The sequence below is a fragment of the Paenilisteria newyorkensis genome (genome assembly GCF_000766145.1).
GTDB classification, from domain to species: domain Bacteria; phylum Bacillota; class Bacilli; order Lactobacillales; family Listeriaceae; genus Listeria_A; species Listeria_A newyorkensis.
This window is the reverse complement of the sequence record NZ_JNFB01000015.1, coordinates 1-23945: the sequence shown is the minus strand read 5'-3', so window position 1 is coordinate 23945 and position 23945 is coordinate 1. Positions and strand designations below refer to the sequence as shown.

At 43.1% G+C, this 23945-nt stretch carries 20 protein-coding genes; 4 read left to right on the top strand and 16 right to left on the bottom strand.

Translation table 11 applies throughout. From position 1 onward, the window contains the following. Positions 1 to 39 precede the first annotated feature (39 nt). Positions 40 to 405 carry a MerR family transcriptional regulator gene (locus EP58_RS08025; protein ID WP_036092198.1) on the top strand — a complete coding sequence of 122 codons (366 nt, stop codon included), beginning with the start codon at positions 40 to 42 and terminating at the stop codon, positions 403 to 405. Positions 406 to 455: 50 nt separating this feature from the next. Here the strand turns inward: EP58_RS08025 and EP58_RS08020 are convergent, their stop codons facing one another. The 12 genes from EP58_RS08020 to EP58_RS07965 form a co-directional block, all read right to left on the bottom strand. Continuing rightward, entirely contained in the window at positions 456 to 812 is a 357-nt protein-coding gene (locus EP58_RS08020; RefSeq protein ID WP_036092195.1) for a DUF805 domain-containing protein, read from the bottom strand. 76 nt (positions 813 to 888) lie between these two features. Further along, entirely contained in the window at positions 889 to 3078 is a 2190-nt protein-coding gene (locus tag EP58_RS08015) for an alpha-galactosidase (RefSeq protein WP_036092192.1), read from the bottom strand. A gap of 15 nt (positions 3079 to 3093) precedes the next feature. Then, on the bottom strand, positions 3094 to 5082 hold the full coding sequence (locus tag EP58_RS08010) for a beta-galactosidase (protein ID WP_171002425.1): 1989 nt from the start codon (positions 5080 to 5082) through the stop codon (positions 3094 to 3096). Between the two features lie 18 nt (positions 5083 to 5100). Continuing rightward, positions 5101 to 5925 carry a carbohydrate ABC transporter permease gene (locus tag EP58_RS08005; RefSeq protein WP_052164990.1) on the bottom strand — a complete coding sequence of 275 codons (825 nt, stop codon included), beginning with the start codon at positions 5923 to 5925 and terminating at the stop codon, positions 5101 to 5103. Next, entirely contained in the window at positions 5922 to 6779 is an 858-nt protein-coding gene (locus EP58_RS08000) for a carbohydrate ABC transporter permease (RefSeq protein WP_036078035.1), read from the bottom strand. The genes EP58_RS08005 and EP58_RS08000 overlap by 4 nt, the downstream gene beginning before the upstream one ends. A 90-nt stretch (positions 6780 to 6869) precedes the next feature. Next, positions 6870 to 8150, bottom strand: coding sequence for an ABC transporter substrate-binding protein (locus tag EP58_RS07995; protein WP_036092191.1), 1281 nt, complete (start codon positions 8148 to 8150; stop codon positions 6870 to 6872). 185 nt (positions 8151 to 8335) lie between these two features. Further along, complete coding sequence (locus EP58_RS07990; protein WP_036092188.1) at positions 8336 to 9325, bottom strand: LacI family DNA-binding transcriptional regulator; 990 nt, start codon at positions 9323 to 9325, stop codon at positions 8336 to 8338. A gap of 140 nt (positions 9326 to 9465) precedes the next feature. After that, positions 9466 to 9654, bottom strand: coding sequence for a hypothetical protein (locus EP58_RS07985; protein ID WP_036092185.1), 189 nt, complete (start codon positions 9652 to 9654; stop codon positions 9466 to 9468). A gap of 19 nt (positions 9655 to 9673) precedes the next feature. Beyond that, the gene (locus EP58_RS07980) at positions 9674 to 10012 is read right to left on the bottom strand and encodes a zinc ribbon domain-containing protein YjdM (protein WP_036078022.1); all 339 of its coding nucleotides are present in this window, start codon (positions 10010 to 10012) and stop codon (positions 9674 to 9676) included. Between the two features lie 43 nt (positions 10013 to 10055). Further along, on the bottom strand, positions 10056 to 10379 hold the full coding sequence (locus EP58_RS07975; protein WP_052164989.1) for a type II toxin-antitoxin system RelE family toxin: 324 nt from the start codon (positions 10377 to 10379) through the stop codon (positions 10056 to 10058). Continuing rightward, complete coding sequence (locus EP58_RS07970) at positions 10376 to 10696, bottom strand: hypothetical protein (protein WP_036092184.1); 321 nt, start codon at positions 10694 to 10696, stop codon at positions 10376 to 10378. The genes EP58_RS07975 and EP58_RS07970 overlap by 4 nt, the downstream gene beginning before the upstream one ends. A 137-nt stretch (positions 10697 to 10833) precedes the next feature. Then, positions 10834 to 15609: a SpaA isopeptide-forming pilin-related protein gene (locus EP58_RS07965; protein ID WP_052171405.1), complete on the bottom strand. Its 4776-nt coding sequence runs from the start codon at positions 15607 to 15609 to the stop codon at positions 10834 to 10836. A 479-nt stretch (positions 15610 to 16088) separates the two neighbouring features. Here EP58_RS07965 and EP58_RS07960 point away from each other — a divergent pair, with 479 nt between their 5' ends. Further along, positions 16089 to 16808 carry a YebC/PmpR family DNA-binding transcriptional regulator gene (locus tag EP58_RS07960; protein ID WP_036092181.1) on the top strand — a complete coding sequence of 240 codons (720 nt, stop codon included), beginning with the start codon at positions 16089 to 16091 and terminating at the stop codon, positions 16806 to 16808. Positions 16809 to 16971: 163 nt separating this feature from the next. Next, positions 16972 to 17118 carry a putative holin-like toxin gene (locus EP58_RS17800; protein ID WP_308738479.1) on the top strand — a complete coding sequence of 49 codons (147 nt, stop codon included), beginning with the start codon at positions 16972 to 16974 and terminating at the stop codon, positions 17116 to 17118. Positions 17119 to 17299: 181 nt separating this feature from the next. Here the strand turns inward: EP58_RS17800 and EP58_RS07950 are convergent, their stop codons facing one another. Beyond that, the gene (locus tag EP58_RS07950) at positions 17300 to 17689 is read right to left on the bottom strand and encodes an ester cyclase (RefSeq protein WP_036092176.1); all 390 of its coding nucleotides are present in this window, start codon (positions 17687 to 17689) and stop codon (positions 17300 to 17302) included. 112 nt (positions 17690 to 17801) lie between these two features. Between EP58_RS07950 and EP58_RS07945 the strand changes: the two genes are divergently transcribed. Then, entirely contained in the window at positions 17802 to 19214 is a 1413-nt protein-coding gene (locus EP58_RS07945) for an MFS transporter (protein WP_036092171.1), read from the top strand. Between the two features lie 47 nt (positions 19215 to 19261). Here the strand turns inward: EP58_RS07945 and EP58_RS07940 are convergent, their stop codons facing one another. The 3 genes from EP58_RS07940 to EP58_RS07930 are packed head-to-tail and all read right to left on the bottom strand — an operon-like array spanning position 19262 to position 23812. Next, a complete protein-coding gene (locus EP58_RS07940; RefSeq protein WP_036092170.1) occupies positions 19262 to 20005 on the bottom strand; it encodes a hypothetical protein in 744 nt (247 codons plus the stop codon). Positions 20006 to 20038: 33 nt separating this feature from the next. Further along, the gene (locus tag EP58_RS07935; RefSeq protein ID WP_036092167.1) at positions 20039 to 23368 is read right to left on the bottom strand and encodes a DEAD/DEAH box helicase family protein; all 3330 of its coding nucleotides are present in this window, start codon (positions 23366 to 23368) and stop codon (positions 20039 to 20041) included. 30 nt (positions 23369 to 23398) lie between these two features. Further along, positions 23399 to 23812, bottom strand: a complete 414-nt coding sequence (locus tag EP58_RS07930) for a restriction endonuclease subunit S (RefSeq protein WP_255309529.1) — start codon at positions 23810 to 23812, stop codon at positions 23399 to 23401. Positions 23813 to 23945: the final 133 nt, after the last annotated feature.

The following is a 23945-nucleotide window of genomic DNA, read 5'->3' as shown; positions in this document are numbered from 1 at the left end:
TTACAGTAAACTCTAAGTCAAGTATTTAGGAGGATTTCGATGTATTCTATTGGAGAAACGGCAAAATTGGTCGGTTTGAGCACGTATACATTGCGATATTATGAAAAAGAGAAAATCATCATGCCCCATAGAAATGCGAATGGTGAGCGGGAATTTGACGAGCAGCATATCGCTTGGCTAAGATTCGTGATTCGGCTAAAAGCTACGCAAATGCCAGTTGCTCAGATCAGAGAGTATACAGAGCTATTTTTAGCAGGCGAACACACGGCACCACAACGAGTTGAGCTTTTGCGGAACCACCAAGCCTTTATTCGAGAGCAGTTGCAAAATTTGGCGAGTGTAGAAAGTGAACTGCAATATAAGATTGAGAATTACGAAAAATTGATTGCGACTTCGGTGAAATAAAAAAAGTTTGAGATTCTGTTTTTGACGCAGAATTCCAAACTTTTTTTGTATTATTTTGCTAGTGGGTCTTCGCCAAAACGGTTCGAACCTCTGTCTCCCGCTGTGCAGTAGAAGATAAGCATGATAATCCAACCAACTAGCGGGATAAGTCCCAGTAGGATGAACCAACCGCGTTTGTTTGTGTCATGCAGGCGACGAATCGCTAGACTTAGCATTGGAAGGATAACAATCAACGCGAAAAGCCCATCTAAATAATAAATAAATTCACTAACATAACTAAAGATTCCTAGTACGAAGAAAATAATCCAAAGTGCCAATTGTGCAAACCAATACTCTGAACGGCTTGCTCTCCCGCTAAAATTAATGTAATTTCCCCAAAATGCTTTGAATGCTTCTGAAAATCCCATTTTAAGCCCCTCCTTTTTTGTAATCTGTTACACATTTATTTTACCATAGGTGGGCTCGCATTTGGGGAAATAATGCTTATTTTAGTTGGAAGTGCCAGCTTACTGTTTGGAAGTCCCCGATGAGTGCTGTTGGGACTTTGATTCCCGCATACATCAGTTCATCGCCGCCAAAAATTTGTTCTGTTCCGCGTAGTTGGTATTGCGCTGCTACATTTAGACCTGCTAATTTCACGAATTGCAATGGTCTCGCTGGTGTCGCCAAGACTTGGAAGTAAAATACATAGCATTCTGTCTTAGCCTCATCGACGAACATCCACGCGGTTTCATTTCCTTCAAAAGGACTTTTTAAGCGGTAAAAATCGCCGAATTGGATGAGTTGTCGAATTTCTTTGTATGTCGTGATTTGTTGCTTTACTATTTTTTGTTCGGCATCGGTTAGTGTTGTTAAATCGAGTTCGTAACCTAGGTTTCCTGACATTGCAACGTTTCCGCGCATTTCTAGCGATGTGAAACGGCCGACTTGATGATTCGGAGCGCTAGAAACATGGGAACCCATCGTGACGATTGGATAAACGAGACTCGTGCCGTATTGAATTTTCAGGCGGGAAACGGCGTCGGTATTGTCACTCGTCCACGTTTGCGGCATGTAGTAGAGCATGCCAGGATCGAAACGCCCGCCGCCGCCAGAGCAGCTTTCGAATAAAATATCGGGAAATCGCGTTGTGATCACATCCATAACGCTGTAAACGCCCAGAATGTGACGGTGCGCGATCTCCTGTTGCCGATCGCTCGGAAAATGCGCGGAACCAACTTCGGTCAAATGCCGATTCATGTCCCACTTCACATAGCTGACCGGAACTTCTTCCAAAATCGCGACCATCCGGCGTGTAATTTCTGCGCGAACATCCTCGCGTGAAAAATCGAGAACTAACTGATTGCGGCTCTCCGATTTCGCTCGGTTTGGCACATGGATACACCACTCTGGATGCTCTCTGTAAAGATCACTGTCTACCGAGACCATCTCTGGCTCGAACCATAATCCGAATTTCATTCCAAGATTGTTCACGTTTTCCGCGAGATTTTTCAGGCCGTTTGGTAGTTTTTCAGCGTTTACGAACCAATCTCCAAGTGAGGATTTGTCGGAATTTCGTTTGCCAAACCAGCCGTCATCTAGCACGAGCAGTTCCATTCCGAGCTTCTCGCCGACTTTTGCGATGTCTAAAATCTTTTCTTCGGTAAAATTAAAATACGTAGCTTCCCAATTGTTTACTAAAATAGGGCGTGTCTGGTCGCGGTAAACGCCTCGTACTAAATGCTTCTGGTAAAAACGGTGATACTGGCGCGACATGCCGCCAAGCCCGGTGTCCGAGTATACCATCACCACTTCTGGCGTTTGGAATTCCGCGCCTGATTCCAGTTTCCAATCGAAATTAAACGAATGGAGTCCCATAATAACCCGCGTCGTCGCAAACTGATCCACCTCGACAGATGCTTCGAAATTCCCGCTGTACACCAAGTTAAAACCGTAAACCTCGCCCGCGTCCTCCGTCGCATGTTTCCCGAGCAACGCCACAAACGGATTCTGCTGATGGCTACTTCCACCGCGCACACTATCCACACTCTGCATCCCGTGGCGCAACGGCGCACGCTCCACTTGTCGCTCATTTCCCCAAGCACCCGGCAACGTCAGCAAATCATAATCACTATCCTTGAAATCCACACTCGCGCTAGCCGCCTTCATAATTTGCAAAGCTTCCTGTCCCTCATTTACGAATCGCGCAGATCTCGTTATCACATTTTCCGCCTCAAAAACCGTATATTGCAAAATAACGCGCAATCCGAGAACCGCATCCACCATCGTAATTTCAAGCGTATCCGCGTCACCATCGCGCTCCACATACGTCGCCGGCAACCCGTCCAGCCCCACTTTTCCAGCAAAAATGCGGTGAGAATCATAGCGTAAATCCGAAATCGTCGTCCCGTCCGCACCCTTCACCTGATACGCCGGTTTCCGAAAATCCGTATTGCCATACTGCGGGTACTCCTGCGGCAACGAATCCAGCGAAAACGTCTCGTCCCCAATGCCCACGCTCGGCGAAAAATCCCGCTTAATGAACGTCAAACCATTGGAACCCGCGAATTCACGAATCCCTTTCCCATAATACAAATGCGCCAAATACCCCTCACGCACCACGCCGAGCACATAGCTCACATCTTTTCCGCGTAAATGAAACACCCGCTGCGCCTCATCGTAAAAAATTCCCATTTGCGCGCACCTCCATTATCCTTTTAAAATTTTCACATCACGCGCAGGCAACATCATAAAGTCCGCGATCGTCTCCCCGCCAACCAATTCCGCAAAAGTCCCACCAATCGGGAAAACTCGCGTCTCGTCTGTATGATTCAAAAAGAAGTAATACGTCACGTCCCCTTTGCGGCGCACCGTCACTTCCACACCATCCGGCACAGTAAAAGCAGGCGCAATGTCCGCAGTCTCCAAACAATCTCGCAACAACCGCTCCAAGTACCCTGCATCCGGCTGCGTCCCGATATAATACGCCGTCCCCGCGCCAAACTTGTTCACTGTCACGGCCGGCATATCCTTCATATACCCGTCCTTAAACGATGCAATCGCATCCGCGCCACGCAAATGAATCACTTCCTCCCAAACCACAATATCAAAATCACCATACTGCGTCTGAATACCGTGTTTCACTCCACGTTTTAGTGGTGCAAATTCCTCCACATAAATCCCCAGCACATCGCGATACGCGCCCGGATAACCGCCCAAATACACACGCTCATTCTCGTCCACGATACCACTAAAGAAGTTCGCCACAAAATGACCGCCCGCCTTCACGTATTCCGTCACTTTTGCCGCAAAATCCTGCGAAGCCTGATAACTCGCCGGCGCAAACACCACTTTATACCCCGTCAAATCCTCACTCGGATGCACGAAATCAACACGCACATTCAAGCGATGCAGCACTTTATAGTAAGTCAACAACTGGCGCATATACATCACCAAATCAGACGGTTTCGAGTCCAGCTCCAGCGCCCACCAATTTTCCCAATCAAACACAATCGCGACTTGCGCATCAAACTCCGAACCCACGAGCTCGTCAAGTCCCCGCAACTCCTGTCCAAGCTCTGCAACCTCTCTAAAATTCCGGCTGTCCTCGTCACCAGAATGCGGCACCATTCCACTATGAAACTTCTCCGCGCCACCTTGCGACGCCCGCCATTGGAAAAACATGATCCCATCCGCACCATGCGCAATCGACTCATAACTCCACAACCGCATCACGCCCGGCGTCTTCACCCCATTCTGACTCCGCCAATTCACCGCACTCGCCGCCTGCTCCATCAATAAAAACGGCTTTTTCTTCAAACTCCGCGTCAAATCATGCGCCATAAACTGCGCGTACGGAATCACATCATGCGGATCCGGATACGCATCCCAAGACACCAAATCCATCTCCGGCGCCCATTTAAAGCCATCAATCGGCTTATGCAGCCCCATCAAATTCGTCATAATCGGAATATCCGTCGAAAACTCCCGCAAAATATCCCGCTCCATTTTATACAAATTCAGCAACGAATCACTCATAAAACGCTTAAAGTCCACCTGCTGATTCGGATTCGCGTACGTCGGCGTCTTCCCAGGCAAGAAAATTTCCTCCCATTCATAGTACCGCTGACTCCAAAAATCCGTCGACCAACTCACGTTCAACTGCTCGGTCGTGCCATACTTCTCCTTCAACCAGCCCTGAAAATCAGCTTGGCATTTCTCGCAATAACACTCGCCAATATGGCAACCATACTCATTATTTATATGCCACATCACAAGCGCCGGATGGTCATGATACCGCTCCGCCACTTTTCGCGTCAACGCCCCCGCCAAACGCGCATAATCCACGCTATTCGGGCAGTAATGCTGTCTCGATCCCGGCAACAAACGCGTCCCGGCAACATCCACCGGCAACGACTCCGGATATTTCCGTGCAATCCAAGCAGGCGGCGCCGCAGTCCCCGTCGCCAAATCCGCCCCGATGCCATTTTCCGCAAGCATATTCATAATCTTGTCCAGCGTCGTAAAATCATACGTCTCCTCATTCGGCTGCAACTTCGCCCAACTAAAAATATTCACGCTGACATAATTCACGCCCGCCTTCTTCATCAAACGCATATCCTCAAGCCAAACCGACTCATCCCACTGCTCCGGATTGTAATCCCCACCATAATAAAAATTCTGCTGTTCACGCAACATTCCCATAACCTCCTAAAATTACTTGAGCGCACTGCCCAACATTCCTGAAATAAAGTGTTTTTGCAACATCAAGAAGAAAATAATGATCGGAATCGTCGCAAATGTAATCCCCGTCATCACTTGTCCATAATCCGTAAACGACACGCCCATCAAGCTCGAAAGCGCAACTGGGAACGTGTACATCTCACTCGAAGTCGTCACAACGAGCGGCCACATAAAGTTATTCCACTGCGTCATAAACAAGAAAATCGACGTCGCGGCAAGCGCTGGCTTCATCGACGGCAACACAATTTGGAAGAAAATCCGATATTCCCCCGCCCCGTCCAATCGCGCCGACTCCAACAATTCACTCGGAAACGCCATGAAATTTTGCCGCATTAAAAAGATCGCGAACGGGTAGCAAAGTTGCGGCACAATCAACGCAAAATACGTGTTCAACAACTCAAAATTCGACATCAATTTAAACAGCGGAATCACTGTTGCCTGCGACGGAATCATCATCGAAAGCATAAACAATAAGAAAATCAAATTCGCGCCACGGAATCGAAATTTTGCGAGCACGTAAGCCGCTGCTGTACTAATCGCGAGCGCCAAAAGCACATAAGCCCCCGACACGAGCAGCGAGTTAAACAACACCCGATAAATCCCGATATTATCGTTCAAATTCACCAAGTTCGTAATAAATTCCTTACCCGGCAAAAGCGTAATCGGCTTCGAAAACATCTTACTCGAATGGTTAGTCGCCCCAATCAACATCCAATAAAACGGAAAAATCGAAATGACCATAAAAATCGAGAGCAACACATATCTACCAATCGTTCTTCCCATCATTCTCTCACTCATTTTTTCTCAGCTCCCGTAAATTTGAATTGGATAAAGGACAGCACCGCAACGATAATCACGACAACGTAAGCAACCGCCGACGCGTAACTAAAGTCAAAATACTTAAATCCGTTCTGATAAATATACAAACCAAGCGTCATCGTCGAATCGGCCGGCCCACCTTTGGTTAAGTTGAAAGGCTCGTCAAACAGTTGCAGCGTCCCAATCGTCGACAGAATCGCCGTAAACAGAATCACCGGTTTCAACTGCGGAATCGTAATACTGAAGAACTGACGTATTTTCCCAGCGCCATCCATATCCGCCGCCTCATACGTGTCCTCTGGAATATTTTGCAACGCCGCCAAATAAATAACCATATTGTACCCCGTCCAACGCCAAATCATCGCTAAAATAATCGAAACCTTCGACCAACTCGCCGAAGACAGCCAAGGAATCGGTCCAATCCCTATGTACGACAACAAATTATTAATCAATCCCGAATCTTGCAACATAATCGAAAATAGCAAAGAATACGCTACCAACGACGTCACCGCAGGCAAATAAAACCCAACTCGGAAAAACCCTTTCCATTTCAGCAACTTATTGTTCAGCACTGTCGCCAAAACAAGCCCCAAAAATAACATAATCGGCACTTGGAAAATGAAAATAATAAACGTATTTTTCAAAGCTTTCCAAAAGATCTCGTCATGCAACAACCGTTCATAATTCGCCAATCCCGCAAACGACAATTCCCCACCATCACTCGTCTGAAAGCTAAGCACAAACGACGAAATAATCGGATATAAAATAAAAACAACAAATAATAATACCGATGGCAAAATAAAAATATACGGAAACGCCTTACTTCTACTCATAATGTCCATTCTCCTATCAGGCAAGGAAGAAGAAATCTCCTCCCCTGCCTTTTCTTTATAACAATACCCAGGCCTTCCGCCGCATCGAATTTACTGTTGGATTCGGTTGGCTAGACTTTTCTTAGCCGCTTCCAATGCATCTTTCACATCGCCGCCCTCAAGTGCTTTCGACTGCGCCTTCACTGCCTCATCTTTTGCGATGGAGAAATTCCCAGTATAATTCGCTGGTTTAATCTCGTCCATTTCAGCCGCAAACAACTGCCAAATGTTATCTTGCGTGAAGTAATCCCCTGCATTTTTGAATGTATCTGTTTGATATACAGTGTTAAGCGATGGGAACAGTCCGCCTTCGCTCATCGCCAACTCCTGCACATCATTGGAAGTACTGAAATATTTCAAGAACTTATAAGCTTCATCCGATTTTTCGCTCGCGGTCGGAATCATGAAATTACTACCACCATTGTTCGCCGCATGACTACCACCTTTTTCAACGGATGGAATCGGGAAAACGCTCCATTTCCCAGCTAAGTCAGGCGCTTGTTGAATCAGCGAACCCGAGAACCAAGCCCCAGTTGGTGCCGTCACGACTTCCCCATTTGCAAGCGCGCTCACCCACGGATCCCAGCCAGACGTATTTTTCGAAATGCCAGCATCCTTGATTTTTTGAATCGTGCTCATCGCTTTCACAGACTCATCCAACGTAAACGCGATGTCCCCTTTGTCATCAAAATAGAACGTGCCAAGCGTATTCAACATAATACGATATTGACCATCATCATTGTTATAATCCATACCAATCATATCTTTACCTGTTTTTTGCTTAATAGTTTTACCTGCTGCAATGTAATCATCCCACGTTTGAATCGCTTTAGGGTCTACACCAGCCTCTTTGAAAATATCCGTACGATAGAAAACGCCTGCAGGACCAGCGTCAAACGGGAATCCATAAATTTTATCTTTTTTACTTAAAAGACTAATTTTATAGTCTGGGAACTTACTTTTCTCATCGTCAAATCCCTTATCAGACAAATTAACAAACGCTTTCGGGAAATTTTCTAAGTAACCTTGCACTTGGTCATCTTCAATTAGCAGAATATCTGGCAAGCCCTTTCCCCCAGCTTGAAGGCCCGTCGTGATTTTTTGGTATGCATCCGTATTACTCATTTCGACAACTTTTAACTTGAATCCCTTATTATCCTTCTCATATTCCTTCGCAGCTTCCTCTAATGCTTTGACATTCACATTCCAAGCCCAAGCCGTCAATTCTTTCTTGTTCTCATTCACGCTATCCTTGGAACCACTTCCACAAGCTGCTAAAGCAAGCATGGCTACCATACTGACCATCAACAAAATCGTAAAACGTTTCTTCATTCCTTACCCCTCCATTTTTGTAATCGCTAACATTTCGTTAGTTTGTGAAAAGCTTTAATGTACTTCTCCAACAGAATATCAAGTTTTTAGTTAAAAGTCAATGATTTTTACCTTTTGTTTACTAAAAACGACAAAAAAGCCGATAAAATCAGCGGAATACCTGACCTCATCGGAATTTTATAGCGTTATTTGGAACTTTCTCTAATAATTAAGTCCGTTTCTAAAATCGTACGCTTCGCAATTTTTCGTCCGTTCATGCGCTCGTACAACATGTCCATGCCTTCCTCACCCATGAACTCGGTGTAGACACGAATCGTGCTGAGTGCCGGGGAAACATATTGAGAAACGCTAATATCATTGAATCCAACAATACTTACGCGCTCTGGAACTGAAATATTGTGTTCCGCAAGTGCCCGAAGACAACCAATCGCCATCGGATCATTCGCCACAAAAAAAGCAGTCGGTAAATCTTCTCCCAGTTGCTGAATCGCTTGCTTCATCTGTTCGTAACCCGATGGCACATCAAAACGCCCGCCAACCACAAACATGTTCTGCTTCTCATACAATCCGTGTTCCTTCATGTACGCCACATAAGCCACAGAACGCGGATCATTCATATTTCCATCTATTTCACTGCGCTCCTCAGCCCCTATAAAACCGATATTCGTATGCCCACCTTGGATAAAGTAATCGATCACATCACGCGTCGATTGCCGAAAATCAATCACAACCGAATCATATTTATTCAGCCGATAATCCGTATCCACAAAACAAATATTGCTATGAATCGCCTGCAACTGCTCCACTTGCTGCCACGTGAATTTACCGATGGCCAAAATCCCATCAATAGTCGCCGATGAAATCTTCCCTAGTTCATACAACGTCGAAATCTCAATCCCGTGATCCCGCGCCCGATTCTCCGCTCCAATCCGAATCGACATATAATAAATATCATTCAACTCTTCCTCTTCCGTATTCCACTGCACAATCGCAATTTTGCCAACCTTTTTCGTCGATTTCTGCTTATGTTTCGTATAATCCAAACTCTCTGCAATTTCAAAAATTTTACGTCGCGTTTCCTCTGAAGCCGAAAGCGTCTCATCATAATTCAACACCCGAGAAACCGTTGCAATCGAAACCCCCGCCAATTTCGCAATATCTGTCATCGTCGCCATTTTATCACCTTTTAAAAGTATTTAATAGCCTTATTATAGAGCTAAAGTAAAAAAATCGCCAGACAAAACAGTAAAATACTCAACTTTTTTTATTTATTTTACTAAAAACCCGACTCTGCAGTAGAATCGGGTTAACATACTTATTTTAGATCATCAAGTTCACGATACGCTTCCATGTACTTTCCACTATCCGCAACTTCCGCATGATACAGCGCCTTCAACGCATAACCCTTCTCCAAATCATGGTCCTCCATCAACTGTTTCAGCTTCTGTTGCAATCTCACATCTTCTCGCACTAACTGCTTCATCTGTGATTTAATATATCTCATTTTCTATTCCCTTCGTAAATCAAAGTTTCTTAACAAACTCCGATTTCAGTTTCATCGGACCAAAACCATCAATTTTGCAGTCGATATCGTGATCGCCGTCTACTAAGCGAATGTTTTTTACTTTGGTTCCGATTTTGACCACGGATGAACTTCCTTTTACTTTCAAGTCCTTAATCACCGTGATAGAATCGCCATCTGTTAAAACATTACCATTAGAATCGCGGACAACCTTCACGTCATCACTTGCTTCGGCCGCGTCAGCAGACCATTCGTGACCACATTCTGGACAAATAAATAGACCTCTATCTTCGTACGTGTATTCTGAATTACATTCTGGGCATTTTGGCAAATCAGCCATATTTTCGTTCCTCCATTCGATTTAATACTTCTATTATAGTACATTATCGCGAGGAACTCCATGCCGCGGCGATTTCTTTCTTTAACTCGTTCAATGCCATCTGAAAAACAACATCGTCTTCCCGCTTCGCCATCGTTAAAATTGTAATCACAATCTTGCCGTTATCAATCGTGTATATGAGACGCAAGCCATCCGCGCGAAATTTCAACTCCCGGCATCCTGCAAGTTCTCCACCTAGCGGTTTGCCAATCGTATCGCCGCGTTCAGCCAATCTTTTGATACCTTTTAAAAGCATTTGTTTCACCGAGCCATCCATTTTCTTAAGCTGTTTCGCCGCCAAGTTGGTTAATTCGATGTCGTAACTCATTCAAAAAGCTCCGCATCCGGCGTTCCATCGTCTGTGATTCCAGATAAATCTAGTGCTACCGTCGCACTCGTCCCATTTCGGATTGTCTGTAGCTCTACTCCTGCCTGTTTATAGTATTCCATTTCTTGTGCCTCCAGTGCTAAGTTGTACATTGCTAGATAATCATCATAACTTAAAATCACCGTGTCAATTTGATTCTTATTCGATACAAAAATTGGATTACTCCGCGCTTGCTTCTTAATTTTGCTAAATTCTTTGTTTACTTCGCTTGTACTCACAAGCTGGCTTGGTTTCAATGACGGTTCTACAAACATCATTTGAATCACGCTCCTCTATTAGAGTATAACACGATTAACTTTAAAATCATAGTATAAATCAATTTTAAAATTAATGATTAAATTGACTCGAAAAATAAAAAAGCCGCATAGTTGTTAGCTACGCGACTTCGTATATGTTATCTCCGGCCAAATCGTACGACACCCGCAATCATCGTTAAACCAATAACGACTAGCCAGCCTGATTCTGCCCCTGTATCACCAGTTGCAGGGAGTTTAGAAGTGGCGGTTATCCTGTCTGGTACCACTTTTTCACTCGGCAACTCTGTTTTCTTGCCTGTTATTTTCTCTTCTATCGTTGGTTTTTTCTTGTCTGGTGGTGTGATTTCCGCAGGGGTTTTATGATTTTCAAAGCTGATTTCTATCGTTTCTGGTTTGCCGTTCGCAGTGTTAGAAATCGTAAAAGGAATCTGCTTGTTGTCTAATTCGTATCCTGTCGGCGCTTTTGTTTCCACGAAATAGTAATCCCCTGGCGCTAAATGAGGCACTTCTATTTTGCCGTCACGATTAGATGTTAAGCCGCTCAAAACTAGCTCCTCGTCTTGATTCATTAAATCGAACTGTGCATCGGCGAGCGGTCGCTTGTCTGTATCCGTTTTGGTTAGCGTCACCGAACCTTGATAGTTCACAAATACGCCCAAGTCCAGCTCTTGCGGTTTCCCAACACTGCTGGCTTCAATCGTAAACTTGATCGCTTGCCCGTTTAAAAGATACCCGCGCGGTGCTTCAATCTCTAGTAATTGGTACGCGCCAGGTTCGAGATTCCCCACGCTAACCGTACCATCTTTATCTGACGTCACTTCTTGTAGCGCATTTCCAGCTCCATCAACGAGTTTGAAAACCGCTCCTTCCAAAGCATTTCCTGCTGCATCTTGCTTGTGCAATACGGCCGAGCCTTGATAGTTAACCATTTCGCCTGCCTCGACTTTTTCGGGCTTGCCTTGCGCGCTATTTTCTACCGTGAATCCAATTGGCGTCGTGTCTAAAATATATCCTGATGGCGCCTCGATTTCGATAAACTGATAATCACCTGGCGCTAAATTGGTTGCCTCGATTCGCCCTGTATCGTCCGTCACAAGGCGATCTTGCACCGTTTCGCCCGACGCGTCTACCACTTTAAATACCGCTCCAGATAACAGATTCCCGTCATCGCCTTTTTTCACCAGCTGCGCGCTTCCTTGATAGTTAATAAATGCTCCGACTGTGACATCTGGAATCACGCCCGTTGCCTCTTTTTCAACCGTAAAAGGAATCGGATCCGTGTTGATAATATACCCATTTGGCGCCGCTATTTCGACGAATCGGTAATGCGCTGGAATAAGCCCACTAACCTCCAACTTTCCGCTAGCATCACTTGTATATGTCTCATCTGGACGAATATCGGCCCAGTCATCCCCAACGCGCCACTGCAATTTAAAAATGGCTCCCGCTAAAGCTTCCTGTTGCTCATTTTGCTTGGTAAGCGTCACTTTATTAGGACTGTTTACGAGTTTTTCGAAGTTATTTGCGCGACTACTCTCTTTAGAAATAGTCACTTTTTTCCCGTTAGCAAGTTCCTCAGAAACGCTGTATCCATCTGGTGCTTCAACTTCTTTCAAAATATACGTTCCATATGGCAAATTGCCGAATGTGAGTTTGCCGTTTTTATCGACTGTTCCTGTGCGAATAACCAGCTGATCATTCTTATCCCGCAGCTCAAATTTCGCGTTTTGAAGTGGCCTATTATCATCGCTCACCTTTTCAAAAGAGATGCTGCCTTTCGTGCCAACCGCTGTACCGCCGCCTTCTGAGACAATCACATCCACCGTCGTATCATCGCCACCTGTGACCTGCTCCTCGTGGTTCCCGGTGATTTTGACATCGTTTGAAACGGTATCTTTGGCGCCCGTCATCAGAACCATCGTGCGGTATTGAATCACGTATGCCTCGTTCAATTGATGCGCAAAAATGACTTTCAACTCTTGTTGCCCCGTCGCGTTATCCGTCGTCAGCTCCAACGTATAATCCAGGCCTTCTAGAAGCGGCATCCGTTGATTCGTCTCAAGCGAGCCATCTTCGTTCACAACCGTATGATAAATCGCAACCGAATCCAGATCAATCGATTGGTTCGTAGATGGGCGATCCGTCACAACAACATCATCGAGTTGCGACAAACTAGGATTCACCATGATTTCCCAGTTCACAAAGCCATCCTCATCTTGTTTCCCAGATTTCATCGCCAATTTGCCACCATGTGTCACCGAAACGTCCGCACTCAGCGTATGATCTGGATAATTATTATTTTTGAAAACCGCATCGTTTTTGTAATTCGTAGAAACCAGTTCACCCTCCACACTCGTATCAAATGTCACCAAATACATCGCGGATTTTCCGTGCGGGAAGTTCACCGTCAGCGTATTTTTATTGCGCTTCGAAGGCTCATTAATCACAAAATCGGAGTAATCGCTAATCTCCTTCCCTTTTTTGACAGAACCATCCGGATTCACCGTATACGTATAAATTTTCACAGAGCCTTTCACAAACTTCTGATTCCCTAAAATCGGATCGACAATCTGCGCATTATCCAAATCTGCCCCATCATAATTAATGCCAATTTCCCACGTAATCAGACGCGTTCTGGCATTATACGAACCATTTTTAAAACCGTTATATTTCGCAGGCTGATTCGGATCAAACGTCGCGTCATCCTTGCTACTATGCGGATTACCATTCTCATCCTGCCAAGTAGAAGACGCATTATTTTTGAAACGCTTATCCGAATCCTTGCTGTTCACATTGCGCATATCAAATGTCGTGCTGTACGAAATCTTGAACGCGTGGTTCGTCTCCGTCTTATACCCATTCAAAAATTCAATCGTGAACACGTTCGCCACCCCATCATAAACAAGCGCATAATCCATGCCCGCAACCAGCTCCCGTTTCGCATCCACATCATAAACAACCATCGAATCTGGAATCAACGTCAAACCATCGCTCAACGTGTCCGTCATTTTCCAATTTTTCATCACATAATGGTTTTTATTCACAGCGATATCCCAAGAAACCGTCTTATTATCATAATCCACAGCACCCAGTTTCTTCACCAAATTCTGCTGATACATCGTCCCCGTCGAGCCACCGTGTTGCCCTGTGCTCACATCCACACTATTTGACACATCTATATCATCCGTAATAATACCATCGATTCCCGTCTTATACTTGATTTTCACAGCCCCGTCCACATCATGCAAAAAACGAATCTCGAAGCCCCTCTCCGTCTCCAACAACTCGTAATCCGTTCCCGCAACAAGTGGCGCGCCCTGAACCTCTTTCCCATTCTGATCAAACGTCACATTATACAATCTCACCGAATTCGTCAGCAACACCATTTTGTCCGATCCGAACGTATCCATCAGCACCGCATCGTCCTTATCAATATGCTTCTCGCCATAATTATACTTAATCGTCCATTCAAAAACTTGCTTATCCGGATCATAATTCGTCGATGATTTCGCCAAAACTTTCCCGTAACTCGCGTCAACCGTTGCCGAAGCCGTCACATCATCAACCCCGTCACCACTCAACGTCGCACGGTTCTCAAACTTAATCGTACCACCATCCAGCGGCTTTTTATCATCCTGAATCGACGTATCATAAACAAGTCGGTACGCGCCATCAATCGGATTCGTAAACGTCACGTTCCCGTCCGCATCCAGCGTATAGCCCGTCGTCACCAATTTTTCACTGCCCGGAATCACGTTCCCACGCAAATCAACATCCACCGTATAAACCTTCACCGAGTCAAACGTCAAGCCATCCGGAAAAGCCTCCGTCACGCGCGCATTCTCAATCGTGTCCAAGCCCTTATTAATATCCACATTCCAAATCACCCGATCCGGATTCTTCGCCTTATCAAAATGCCCGTTCTTATCAATCGTAGCGCCCACTTCAGGCTTAATTATCACTTCCGTACTCGGCAAATTCTCCTCACCCGGCACTTTTATCGTCGTATCACCAGGCCCATCAATCGCATGCTCATCAAAACCAGCCTCAAAATGCAGCGTTCCATGCACATCCGAGCTACCTTTGACCGCATCCGTAAACGTAATCGTCACCGTGCCATCCTTGTTCACAACAGCCTTTGCGTACTCGCCCAAATCGATCGTCATATTTTGGTTAACCATCACATTATCAGGCAACTTAAACGTATAATAATCACCCGCATTGACCAGCGCCCCAACATCATCCGGAATACTCCAATCAAACGCAAAATGAATTTTATCATCCACGGTTGGCTCTGTAACAACCTCACCGTCCTTATTCGTATACGTCACACGCATATCCGTTAAAATCGTCTGCTCCTTATCCTCATAGCCAAGCGACGCAAATAAATCCTTCAAATCCCGCGGTCCATCCTTCAAAACCGGCGTCTTCACAACATCTGGGGTAACAACAGGCTCCTGCTTCGGCACAACATCCGCCTTCCCAACATCCTTCGAAATCACATGCACACCATCCGAAAACGTTGCCTTACCCGCTTTCCCATCATACACACCTTTGATTTGAAAATTGAAAACTGTACTCATTTTAGCCGGAATCGAAAACGTAATCACATTCCCATCCAGCTCATATTTACCAATCTCTTGCCGATCCGCATCCAAAACAATACCATCCAAAGCGACAGATAACGCTACATTATCCGAAACCGTAATGCGCGCCGGAATCGCGTCTTCCGTATCATTTTTTGCCTCACCAGCAATCGTATAATCACTTGTTCCCTCTTTCACAACCACATCCGTCAACGTAACGCCATTTCCCTCTTTTTTATCATTCGTTGCCTGTGCCATAACCACTTGCGGTAAAATCATTTGTAGTACCAAGAGAAGAGCGGCGAAAAGACTAAAAATCCTTTTCATCCTAATACCCCTTCCAACGAACCAATCCCCACTTACACATGACCAAGCAACTTGCTATGTACTTAAAAAAACCGCATGAATAAAGAAAGCATTCGTCCTTCTTAATACCGTAAGTCTACACTTAAAAACCCTCAAAAACTAGTGGTATAGCCAAAAATGTGAGTATTGTAATGTTTTTTACACGTCAATCCGATAAAGCGACAGAATCAAGAGCAAACCGCGTCAAAACGCCATTCCTCATTTTCATTTCCACATTGTACACGATTACATCCCAAATCTCCTTTTTCAAATTTGGGTATATGGACTTACAATATCCACAATGAACCGAAACGCCCTCATATCAACGCTTACATCCAATTTTTTCAATCCTTAAATTAACAAAAAGGAATTAATTCCACGTCCCTACTTAACAAATCACGCTAATACATTTATAATGAAACAGAGTAAGCGAAACTCCTAATCAGAAAGAGAGTGGTAATATGGGCCGCAAATGGGCAAATATTAAAGAAAAGAAAGCATCAAAAGACGCAAATAACAGTCGTATTTACGCAAAATTCGGGGTTGAAATCTACGTAGCCGCCAAACAAGGCGATCCAGATCCCCATTCCAACCAAAAACTGCGCTTCGTTATTGAACGCGCCAAAACATACAATGTACCAAAACACATCATCGACCGCGCCATCGAAAAAGCAAAAGGAACCGGCGATGAAAACTATTCCGAGCTACGTTACGAAGGCTTCGGTCCAAACGGCTCGATGGTGATTGTAGATGCCTTAACAAACAACGTAAACCGCACAGCATCAGATGTCCGTGCCGCTTACAGTAAAAATGGCGGAAACATGGGCGTGAGTGGTTCTGTGGCATACATGTTCGACAACACCGCGATTTTCGGAATTCCCGATAAAGATGCCGATGAGTTGTTGGAATCATTGATGGAAGCCGATATCGATGTTCGCGACGTGGTAGATGAAGATGGTCAAGCAATCGTTTACGCAGAACCAGAAGATTTCCACAGCGTGCAAGAAGCGCTCAAAGCCACTGGTATTGAAGAGTTCACAGTAGCTGAGATTGAAATGATCGCACAGAATGAAGTGACACTCGAAGAAGATGATTTAGTGAAATTCGAGAAGATGCTGGATGCGCTGGAAGATTTAGAAGACGTGCAGAAAGTGTATCATAATGTGGATTTAGGGGAGTAATCTCTATAAAAATAAACGCGATGTCCATTACTCGAGACAACGCGTTTATTTATTTCTACACCAACTCAAAAGGGGTTGTTTTTAGTTAGTATTTAATGTAGAATAGAGCTTAACAAGTGAATGTTTTGAGTAGTTGGCTAAATCCTTGCAAGATTGCGTGGTGATGCCTATGATTGTTTGTCCCTTCATTCGATTCGATATGAGTGGAGGTGATACTGTGGACGTTGGTACGGCAATAGAATTAATGCTCCTTTTCGGAATGTACACCCTTGCCTTGTTGACTTACATGAAAAATGATCGAAAAAAATAAACTACTCATCTGCTTTTGAGAGGCTATTGAATAGTTTATCAATAATAAAAAATAGCTGATCATCCTTAACATGATCTTGTTAGGAGAGTTGTGTTGGTAGCATAGCTCTCTTTTCAATATCATTATAACAACTTCTCCTTCTTTTTGCAACACTAAAATATATTCCATTCAAATTGAGCTTTTATTCCTTTTGCAATTCCTGCCCTTTTCGATCGATTTGAATCCAATACTCCACAATTTTTCTATTTTCCACCAGATAAACCGCACTGGCAATTTCAATTATTTCTTTTCCACTATTATTTCTTCCAACTTGCCGCCATCTCACATACACCTTCGCCCCATCAGCAAGAATCTCCTGAATCTCGAGCGAAAAGTCGCCGTACTCATCCAACATCTCCTGAACATGATCCGCGTAATCTTGCGGTGAACGCGTGACACTATATTCATTTTCAGCTTGGACTTGATGCGCAACAACCGTCTCTGCCATGAACTCCGACGCACGTTCTATTTCTTTCCCAGACCGCACAATCTTGAAAAATTCGCTTACAATCTCTTTTTCACTTTTTATCATCGTAAAACTCCTTCACAGATTGGATTTTCTACCGATTATAGCATATACTTTCGAGTAGGCGTTTAGAATTTGGCTTGGAGGAAATAGACTAATTAGACGAGGGGGTTCAAAAATGGAAAAAACGGATAGACGAAGAACGTTAGCGCTAGTTTCTATCATGCTTGGTGCTTTTATATCATTACTCGATACAACGATTGTCAATGTTGCCCTGCCTGACATCACGACCGCGCTTCATGCAACAAGTGAGTCGATTGAGTGGATTATTTCAGGATACGCATTGGCGTTTGGGGTCGTTCTTATTTTAGCGGGACGATTAGGTGATCGCTTCGGTCGGAAAAATATTTATATCTTTGGGATTTTGCTATTTTTAATTATGAGTATCACGGCCGGGTACGCACAGACGGAGAAAAGCTTGATTATTTCCCGGGTAATACAGGGGCTTGCGGCGGGATTATTCTTCCCGCAAATCAACGCGGTCATTATGGACATGTATCACGGCAAACAACTCGGAAAAATATTCGGGATACTGGGCTCGGTGATTGGTGTGGCAACGGCGATTGGGCCACTTGCAGGCGGACTTTTGATTGAGTTATTTGGACCTGATAATGGTTGGCGCGCTGTGTTTTTCGTCAATGTACCGATTGTTTTAGTGACCTTGGTGCTGGCGATGCTGTACTTGCCGAAACACCAAGCGCCTAAAGAGAAAGTCCGATTTGATATTCCAGGCGTATTTGGGTTGACGCTCGCCTTGATGCTATTGCTATACCCCGTTATATCGCGCGGTTCTGACGGGTTCCGATTCGTCGATTATATGTGGATGGCGTCTTCTATACCGTTTTTCCTATTGTTGTATTGGTGGAGCGTACGCCAAGCAAAACGCGGGAATCAGCCGTTAATTTCACCGAACTTGCTTAAAAATCAACCATTTGTATCCGGAATGGTGCTTTCGTTAGTTTATTTTGCAGCATTTACGAGTATTTTCTTCATTCTCTCGGTGACATGGCAAACTGGTTTTGGCCAGTCCGCGATTGCATCTGGGCTTGCTATTACACCATTTGCGATTGGGAGTGTCGTTGCCGCGGCGAACAGTAATCGGTTTATTATGAAAATCGGGCGCCGGCTTTTGCATCTTGGCGTGATGTTAGTGATAATCGGATTGTCAGCGGTTTCCGTTGTTTTTCAGATGCATGATGGTGTTTTTTCAGCGTGGTGGCTTGCGCTTCCGTTGTTGATTGCAGGACTTGGAAGTGGTTTGATTATTGCGCCACTGAACAGTTTCACGCTTTCGACGGTAGTTGGGCCAGAGCGCGGTGGTGCCAGCGGAATGTTTAATACGGCGCAACGTGTTGGTTCCTCTTTTGGGATTGCGGTTGTCGGTTCGGTATTTTTCAGAACGCTCGGCGATGCTACCGGCGTGTCGCAAGCCAAGGCATTCTCAGACGGTTTGCAGACGAGTATGTATGTGAATATCGCGCTTTTGGTGGTTTGTTTTGTGTTGGTTTTTAGATTGCCGAAGAAGATATGAAAAAAGTGCTGAGAACTCTGTTTGGAGAGGTTCTCAGCACTTTTTAATTAATACTCTGATTTAGTAACAATAGCATAAACACTTGTCGGTGTATCAATAAACTCGTATGCATAGCCACCAGATTCAACTTTTCCAGACTCTGTTTTAGGATTTTCAAAATAGCGATCAAAGGTATCGTAAACTTTATCTTCCGCTTCTAAGACTGCAGAAATTGCCATAAAATCAGTTGTAAATTCGTTTATTTCCTTCTCATTCATAGCATCGATTGTGTAATCAGCATTTTGAATCATGACTGAGGTCAACATTCCTTGAGATATGTTTCCTATAACTTTAATGCCGTTTTTATTGTTAAAATCATGGATGCCATCCTCAACAGTTTCTGGCCATTTATTTTCAGCACCTAGTTCAGCTGCATCCAAAGCAAAATTATAGTCTTCTTGAATCTCCTCATAACTACCAATATAGCCAACTTTTTTCACATCAACTACCGTCTCTTCGCTCTTTTTTCCTATAGTTGAGGTTATTTTGACTTGTCTGTCCTCAATAGACTGATGGACACTGATAAGAAATTTCCCTGACAAATTCTCTGCTTTTTTGACTTCCCCACCGTCATCTTCATAAGTGATATCAGCAGTTGTATTGGTATCTCCCCTTATTAAGATCCCAAGCCCCTTTACCTCTGTAGACAAGATATTAATACTCGGTTGTACACATCCAGCTGATATCAGTAAGACGACTATGGATATAAACCCAAGTAGAGATTTTAACCAAATTTTATATGCTCTTCTCATACGTTGTTCCCCTTATCTGTTTTTTCATTCTGTCTAACTAATATCTAAGTTTCGATTGAACGTTTCAATAATTTTAATAACCTTCTTAGCATCACTGATATTGTCTTTGAAAATGGTTGATATGCTTCCTACCGTCTTAAATGGTTCTTCTTCTAAAACTTTATTTTCTAGCATGCCATTTTTCACAATATAGTCAACAATCAATTTCACAAATCTAGTTTGTTCTGCATTTAAATGCTCATTTGATAGAAACTCAGAAAAAGCTTTATTCGCAGCTTTTTGGTCAACTCCAACAATTTGTCTAACTAGTTTAGTAATTGGTGTATCTCCAAAATCCTTAGTGTATTGTTCTCGAGTTCCCAGCTCTTTCCATAGAATCCCTTCTAGATTTTCCAATTCCTGTCTAGTTAAAGCTTTATTTTGTCTTAGCTTCCTAATAGTAATATGATCTTGATGCGCTTTCAAATAATATTCTACTTTTTGGCGATAGCTTACTAGCTCATCACCATTAACCAACGGCCCATTTCCCTTTTGCTCAATGATCTCATCTTGAAAATTAGTGTAATAAATTTTTTGTACTTCTGCAGGAATCAATCTAACCAATTCACGTAGAGCAAACCTGACTTCTTCTATCTCTTCAACATTAGCTGCCTCCCAGAATTCCTGCTCACGTGCTTTTTGGATGATTTCTTTTTGTTCTTTCACTTGAGGTAACGTTCCAAATTTAGATAACTCTTCAGCCGTCAACATAACTTTCTTGATAGCGCTCGTAGCATTCTTCACGTCGAAGTATGCAGCTTCAATTGTTAATATCAACAAATCAAATCTTTTGACTAACTCATCACCCTGAATCGGTGGAATAAGCGGTGAGATGTGTTGCTTAATCTCGTCTGATTGTACCGCTGAAATTGCCTGCCAATTAGAAGGATCTCGATACTTATCGATGTACTGAATGTATTGTCTATTTCTGAAATTTTCCTCTTCTAATTTCTGTATCTCATTTAAAATATCGTCCAAAGTCCGTTGCCTATATTGACTATAAAAATCCGTTTGATACTCTAGCCCTTGCGTTTCTCTCACAATATCAACTTGCACATTGAATAATCTTTCCGTTAATGTTTTCATTGGACGATTTACAATTCCGTTTTTATTCGCTCTAAAAAACTCGAAATTACGACAATAATCAAAAACTATAAAATGATCTTTGTTCTGCCCTGGCCCAAATAAATCTGGACAAAGACGTGTTCCTCGACCAATAATTTGCCAAAATTTCACTTTAGAACGAATTTTCTTGAAGAGGACAAGATTTACCACTTCCGGAACATCAATCCCGGTATCCAACATATCTACAGAAATCGCAATTTGAGGCATTTTATGAGTGACTGAAAAATCATCGATAAGAGATTGATAATAATTTATACTATAATCAATAAGCTCTGCAAAACTGCCGCCTAAATAGGGGAAAAGTATATCAAAGCGTTCCTTAATTAAGTTGGCATGCTTATGATTCTTAGCAAAAATAATTGTTTTACCAATCTTATCGCCGCCTTCAATTTTAATTCCATTCGCCATCATATCTTTGAGTACTTGATCAATGGTATTAATGTTGAACAGCCATTTGTTCAAAGCATTTCCATCAATATCTTTCGGTACTGGATCATCGCCAAATATTTCTTCATATTCCGCCTTTTCTTCTTCTGACAAATTATCATAACGAATTCCCTCATCCATAAATGTCGTAGTCGTTTCCATCGTTCGATAATTAACCAGAAATTCATCATCAACAGCTTTATCCAACTCATACCCAAACGTAGGTACACCATTTTCTAAATCAAAAACAGAATAGGTATTTTTATCAATATCACCCTTAGGAGTCGCTGTTAATCCTACTAGTAAACCGTCAAAATAATCAAAAATGCTACTATATTTCTGATAAATACTGCGATGTGATTCGTCGATAATGATTAAATCAAAATGGCCTACCGTGAACAGTTTGCCACCACCTTTGCGCTCCTGATTATCAATTGCATTCATCATTGTAGCGTACGTTGAGAACACCATGCGACAATCTTCTGGATTCTCCTTGGACTCAAGTAAATTACATAGTGTCAAATGGGGCATTAAATGATTAAAGTTTCGGAAAGCTTGTTTCAATAAGGCCGTTCTATCTGCTAAAAAGAGAACATTTTTAACCCAATTTCGCTCTGTGAGAACATCAACTAGTGAGATAGCCGTTCTCGTTTTTCCACTACCAGTCGCCATTACAAGAAGCATTTTTCTTTGATTATTTTCCAACGCGTCACATGTTGCAATAATCGCTTCTTTTTGATAGTAGCGGTTTGAAATATCGTCATTAATTGTAATATCTAACAGCGGTTTCTTTAAGTCCCGTCGATCAATAATTAATTGCAAGTCTTCTTTCGTATAAAAGCCCGATGTCTGACGCGCAGGATAATCATCTTGCCATATGTATGTCGTAAAGCCATTGCTGTAAAAAATAACTGGCCTTTGTCCCGTTTTGCGTTCTAGAGCATCCGCATATAATTTGGCTTGTTGCCTTCCTTCTTTTGGATCTATCGTTGTGCGCTTTGCCTCAATAATCCCAATCGGCTTACCGTTATCGCCATACATGACATAATCAACAAAGCCAGATTTTGATTTGTTAGGCATTCCTTCAACAGAAACCTCAACCTCTAAATTATTGCCAAATTCCCAACCAGCTAATTTTAAATCTAGATCGATGTATTTTTTGCGCGTTTCAAATTCCGATAAATCGTTTACATGAAACTCCACTGCTCTAATATTATTATCACGTTGTAGCGTTATTTCTTGGCGTAATTCCTCATTAAACTTCCGCAAATCATCCAATTTTGTATCATATTTTCTCATTTGTTCGGAGATTTCTAATAATATTTCCGGCCTTTCACGCTTTTCACTGCCGACTTGTAATAGTGTTTCATCAAATTCTGTAGCTGTGTAATCTTTGGCATAGCGGTAATCTATCCAAGCGATAAATTCGTATAAATTACGCAGTCCAAGAATTGCCGCGTCTCGATTTACCGCTGCGTTGGTATGAACTGCTACATTGCCAGCTTTCACAATATATTTTATCAATGGAATCAAGTCTGGATCGATTATATTTAGAAACTGCTGCGCATGAATTAAAGTAGAAAGGTTATCTCTGTATGGAACTGCAACATCATTGTCAAACTGATACACCCACTTCACGGCAAGTTCTAGCGCTCGCCGTGTAGATATGACGCACATTGATGGGCTAACAGATAATGACTGTTCGGCCTCGATGCACGCTGTTGAAAAGCTATTAAAATTCGGTTTCTCTTTTAAGAATGTGAAATTCATCATGGCTCTTACCTCTTTTTATGTTTATTGTCTTCATTCACCTTTGAAAAGTTCGCCGTTAAATGCCCGTTGCATTAGCGAGTTAAAATTGTTCTCTAGTTCGGTTAAGCTTTGTTTTAGGAGTTGTTTTTGTTTTGTAATCTCAATAAAGTATTCTCCAAACTTATTTTGTAAATCTTTAGGTGGATACATGAACTTTATATTTTGAAAAGTGCTCTTACTCACTAATCCCTTCATTCCACCAGTTGACTTATCCTGAATCTTTTTTTTACTCACTAAAATATGAACATATAAAAAATATGTATTCACATCTGGCACAATAGCATTTATCTGCTGATTAAACGCTACCTCTCTGTCTGCAATTGCAGCATTTCCTATAACATTTTTTGAGCCAGCTATACATGTCACCAAAATTGAATTTCTTGGTACGATACGACCTTTCTTTATTCCAATTTCAGATAAGCCTTCCTTAGCCTTTGTTAAAAAATCCTCTGGCGTGTTTATGTGATGTGCACCCCAAAAGTTAGACCAAAAATCTAACGTTTGGGGTGTTTTGCTGTGGCAAAATATGATGTATCAT

Excerpts from the sequence above, each read along its gene's own strand:
- EP58_RS08025 (WP_036092198.1), top strand. The coding sequence starts at position 40 with ATGTATTCTATTGGAGAAACGGCAAAATTGGTCGGTTTGAGCACGTAT.
- EP58_RS08020 (WP_036092195.1), bottom strand. The coding sequence starts at position 812 with ATGGGATTTTCAGAAGCATTCAAAGCATTTTGGGGAAATTACATTAAT.
- EP58_RS08015 (WP_036092192.1), bottom strand. The coding sequence starts at position 3,078 with ATGGGAATTTTTTACGATGAGGCGCAGCGGGTGTTTCATTTACGCGGA.
- EP58_RS08010 (WP_171002425.1), bottom strand. The coding sequence starts at position 5,082 with ATGTTGCGTGAACAGCAGAATTTTTATTATGGTGGGGATTACAATCCG.
- EP58_RS08005 (WP_052164990.1), bottom strand. The coding sequence starts at position 5,925 with ATGAGTGAGAGAATGATGGGAAGAACGATTGGTAGATATGTGTTGCTC.
- EP58_RS08000 (WP_036078035.1), bottom strand. The coding sequence starts at position 6,779 with ATGAGTAGAAGTAAGGCGTTTCCGTATATTTTTATTTTGCCATCGGTA.
- EP58_RS07995 (WP_036092191.1), bottom strand. The coding sequence starts at position 8,150 with ATGAAGAAACGTTTTACGATTTTGTTGATGGTCAGTATGGTAGCCATG.
- EP58_RS07990 (WP_036092188.1), bottom strand. The coding sequence starts at position 9,325 with ATGGCGACGATGACAGATATTGCGAAATTGGCGGGGGTTTCGATTGCA.
- EP58_RS07985 (WP_036092185.1), bottom strand. The coding sequence starts at position 9,654 with ATGAGATATATTAAATCACAGATGAAGCAGTTAGTGCGAGAAGATGTG.
- EP58_RS07980 (WP_036078022.1), bottom strand. The coding sequence starts at position 10,012 with ATGGCTGATTTGCCAAAATGCCCAGAATGTAATTCAGAATACACGTAC.
- EP58_RS07975 (WP_052164989.1), bottom strand. The coding sequence starts at position 10,379 with ATGAGTTACGACATCGAATTAACCAACTTGGCGGCGAAACAGCTTAAG.
- EP58_RS07970 (WP_036092184.1), bottom strand. The coding sequence starts at position 10,696 with ATGATGTTTGTAGAACCGTCATTGAAACCAAGCCAGCTTGTGAGTACA.
- EP58_RS07965 (WP_052171405.1), bottom strand. The coding sequence starts at position 15,609 with ATGAAAAGGATTTTTAGTCTTTTCGCCGCTCTTCTCTTGGTACTACAA.
- EP58_RS07960 (WP_036092181.1), top strand. The coding sequence starts at position 16,089 with ATGGGCCGCAAATGGGCAAATATTAAAGAAAAGAAAGCATCAAAAGAC.
- EP58_RS17800 (WP_308738479.1), top strand. The coding sequence starts at position 16,972 with ATGCCTATGATTGTTTGTCCCTTCATTCGATTCGATATGAGTGGAGGT.
- EP58_RS07950 (WP_036092176.1), bottom strand. The coding sequence starts at position 17,689 with ATGATAAAAAGTGAAAAAGAGATTGTAAGCGAATTTTTCAAGATTGTG.
- EP58_RS07945 (WP_036092171.1), top strand. The coding sequence starts at position 17,802 with ATGGAAAAAACGGATAGACGAAGAACGTTAGCGCTAGTTTCTATCATG.
- EP58_RS07940 (WP_036092170.1), bottom strand. The coding sequence starts at position 20,005 with ATGAGAAGAGCATATAAAATTTGGTTAAAATCTCTACTTGGGTTTATA.
- EP58_RS07935 (WP_036092167.1), bottom strand. The coding sequence starts at position 23,368 with ATGATGAATTTCACATTCTTAAAAGAGAAACCGAATTTTAATAGCTTT.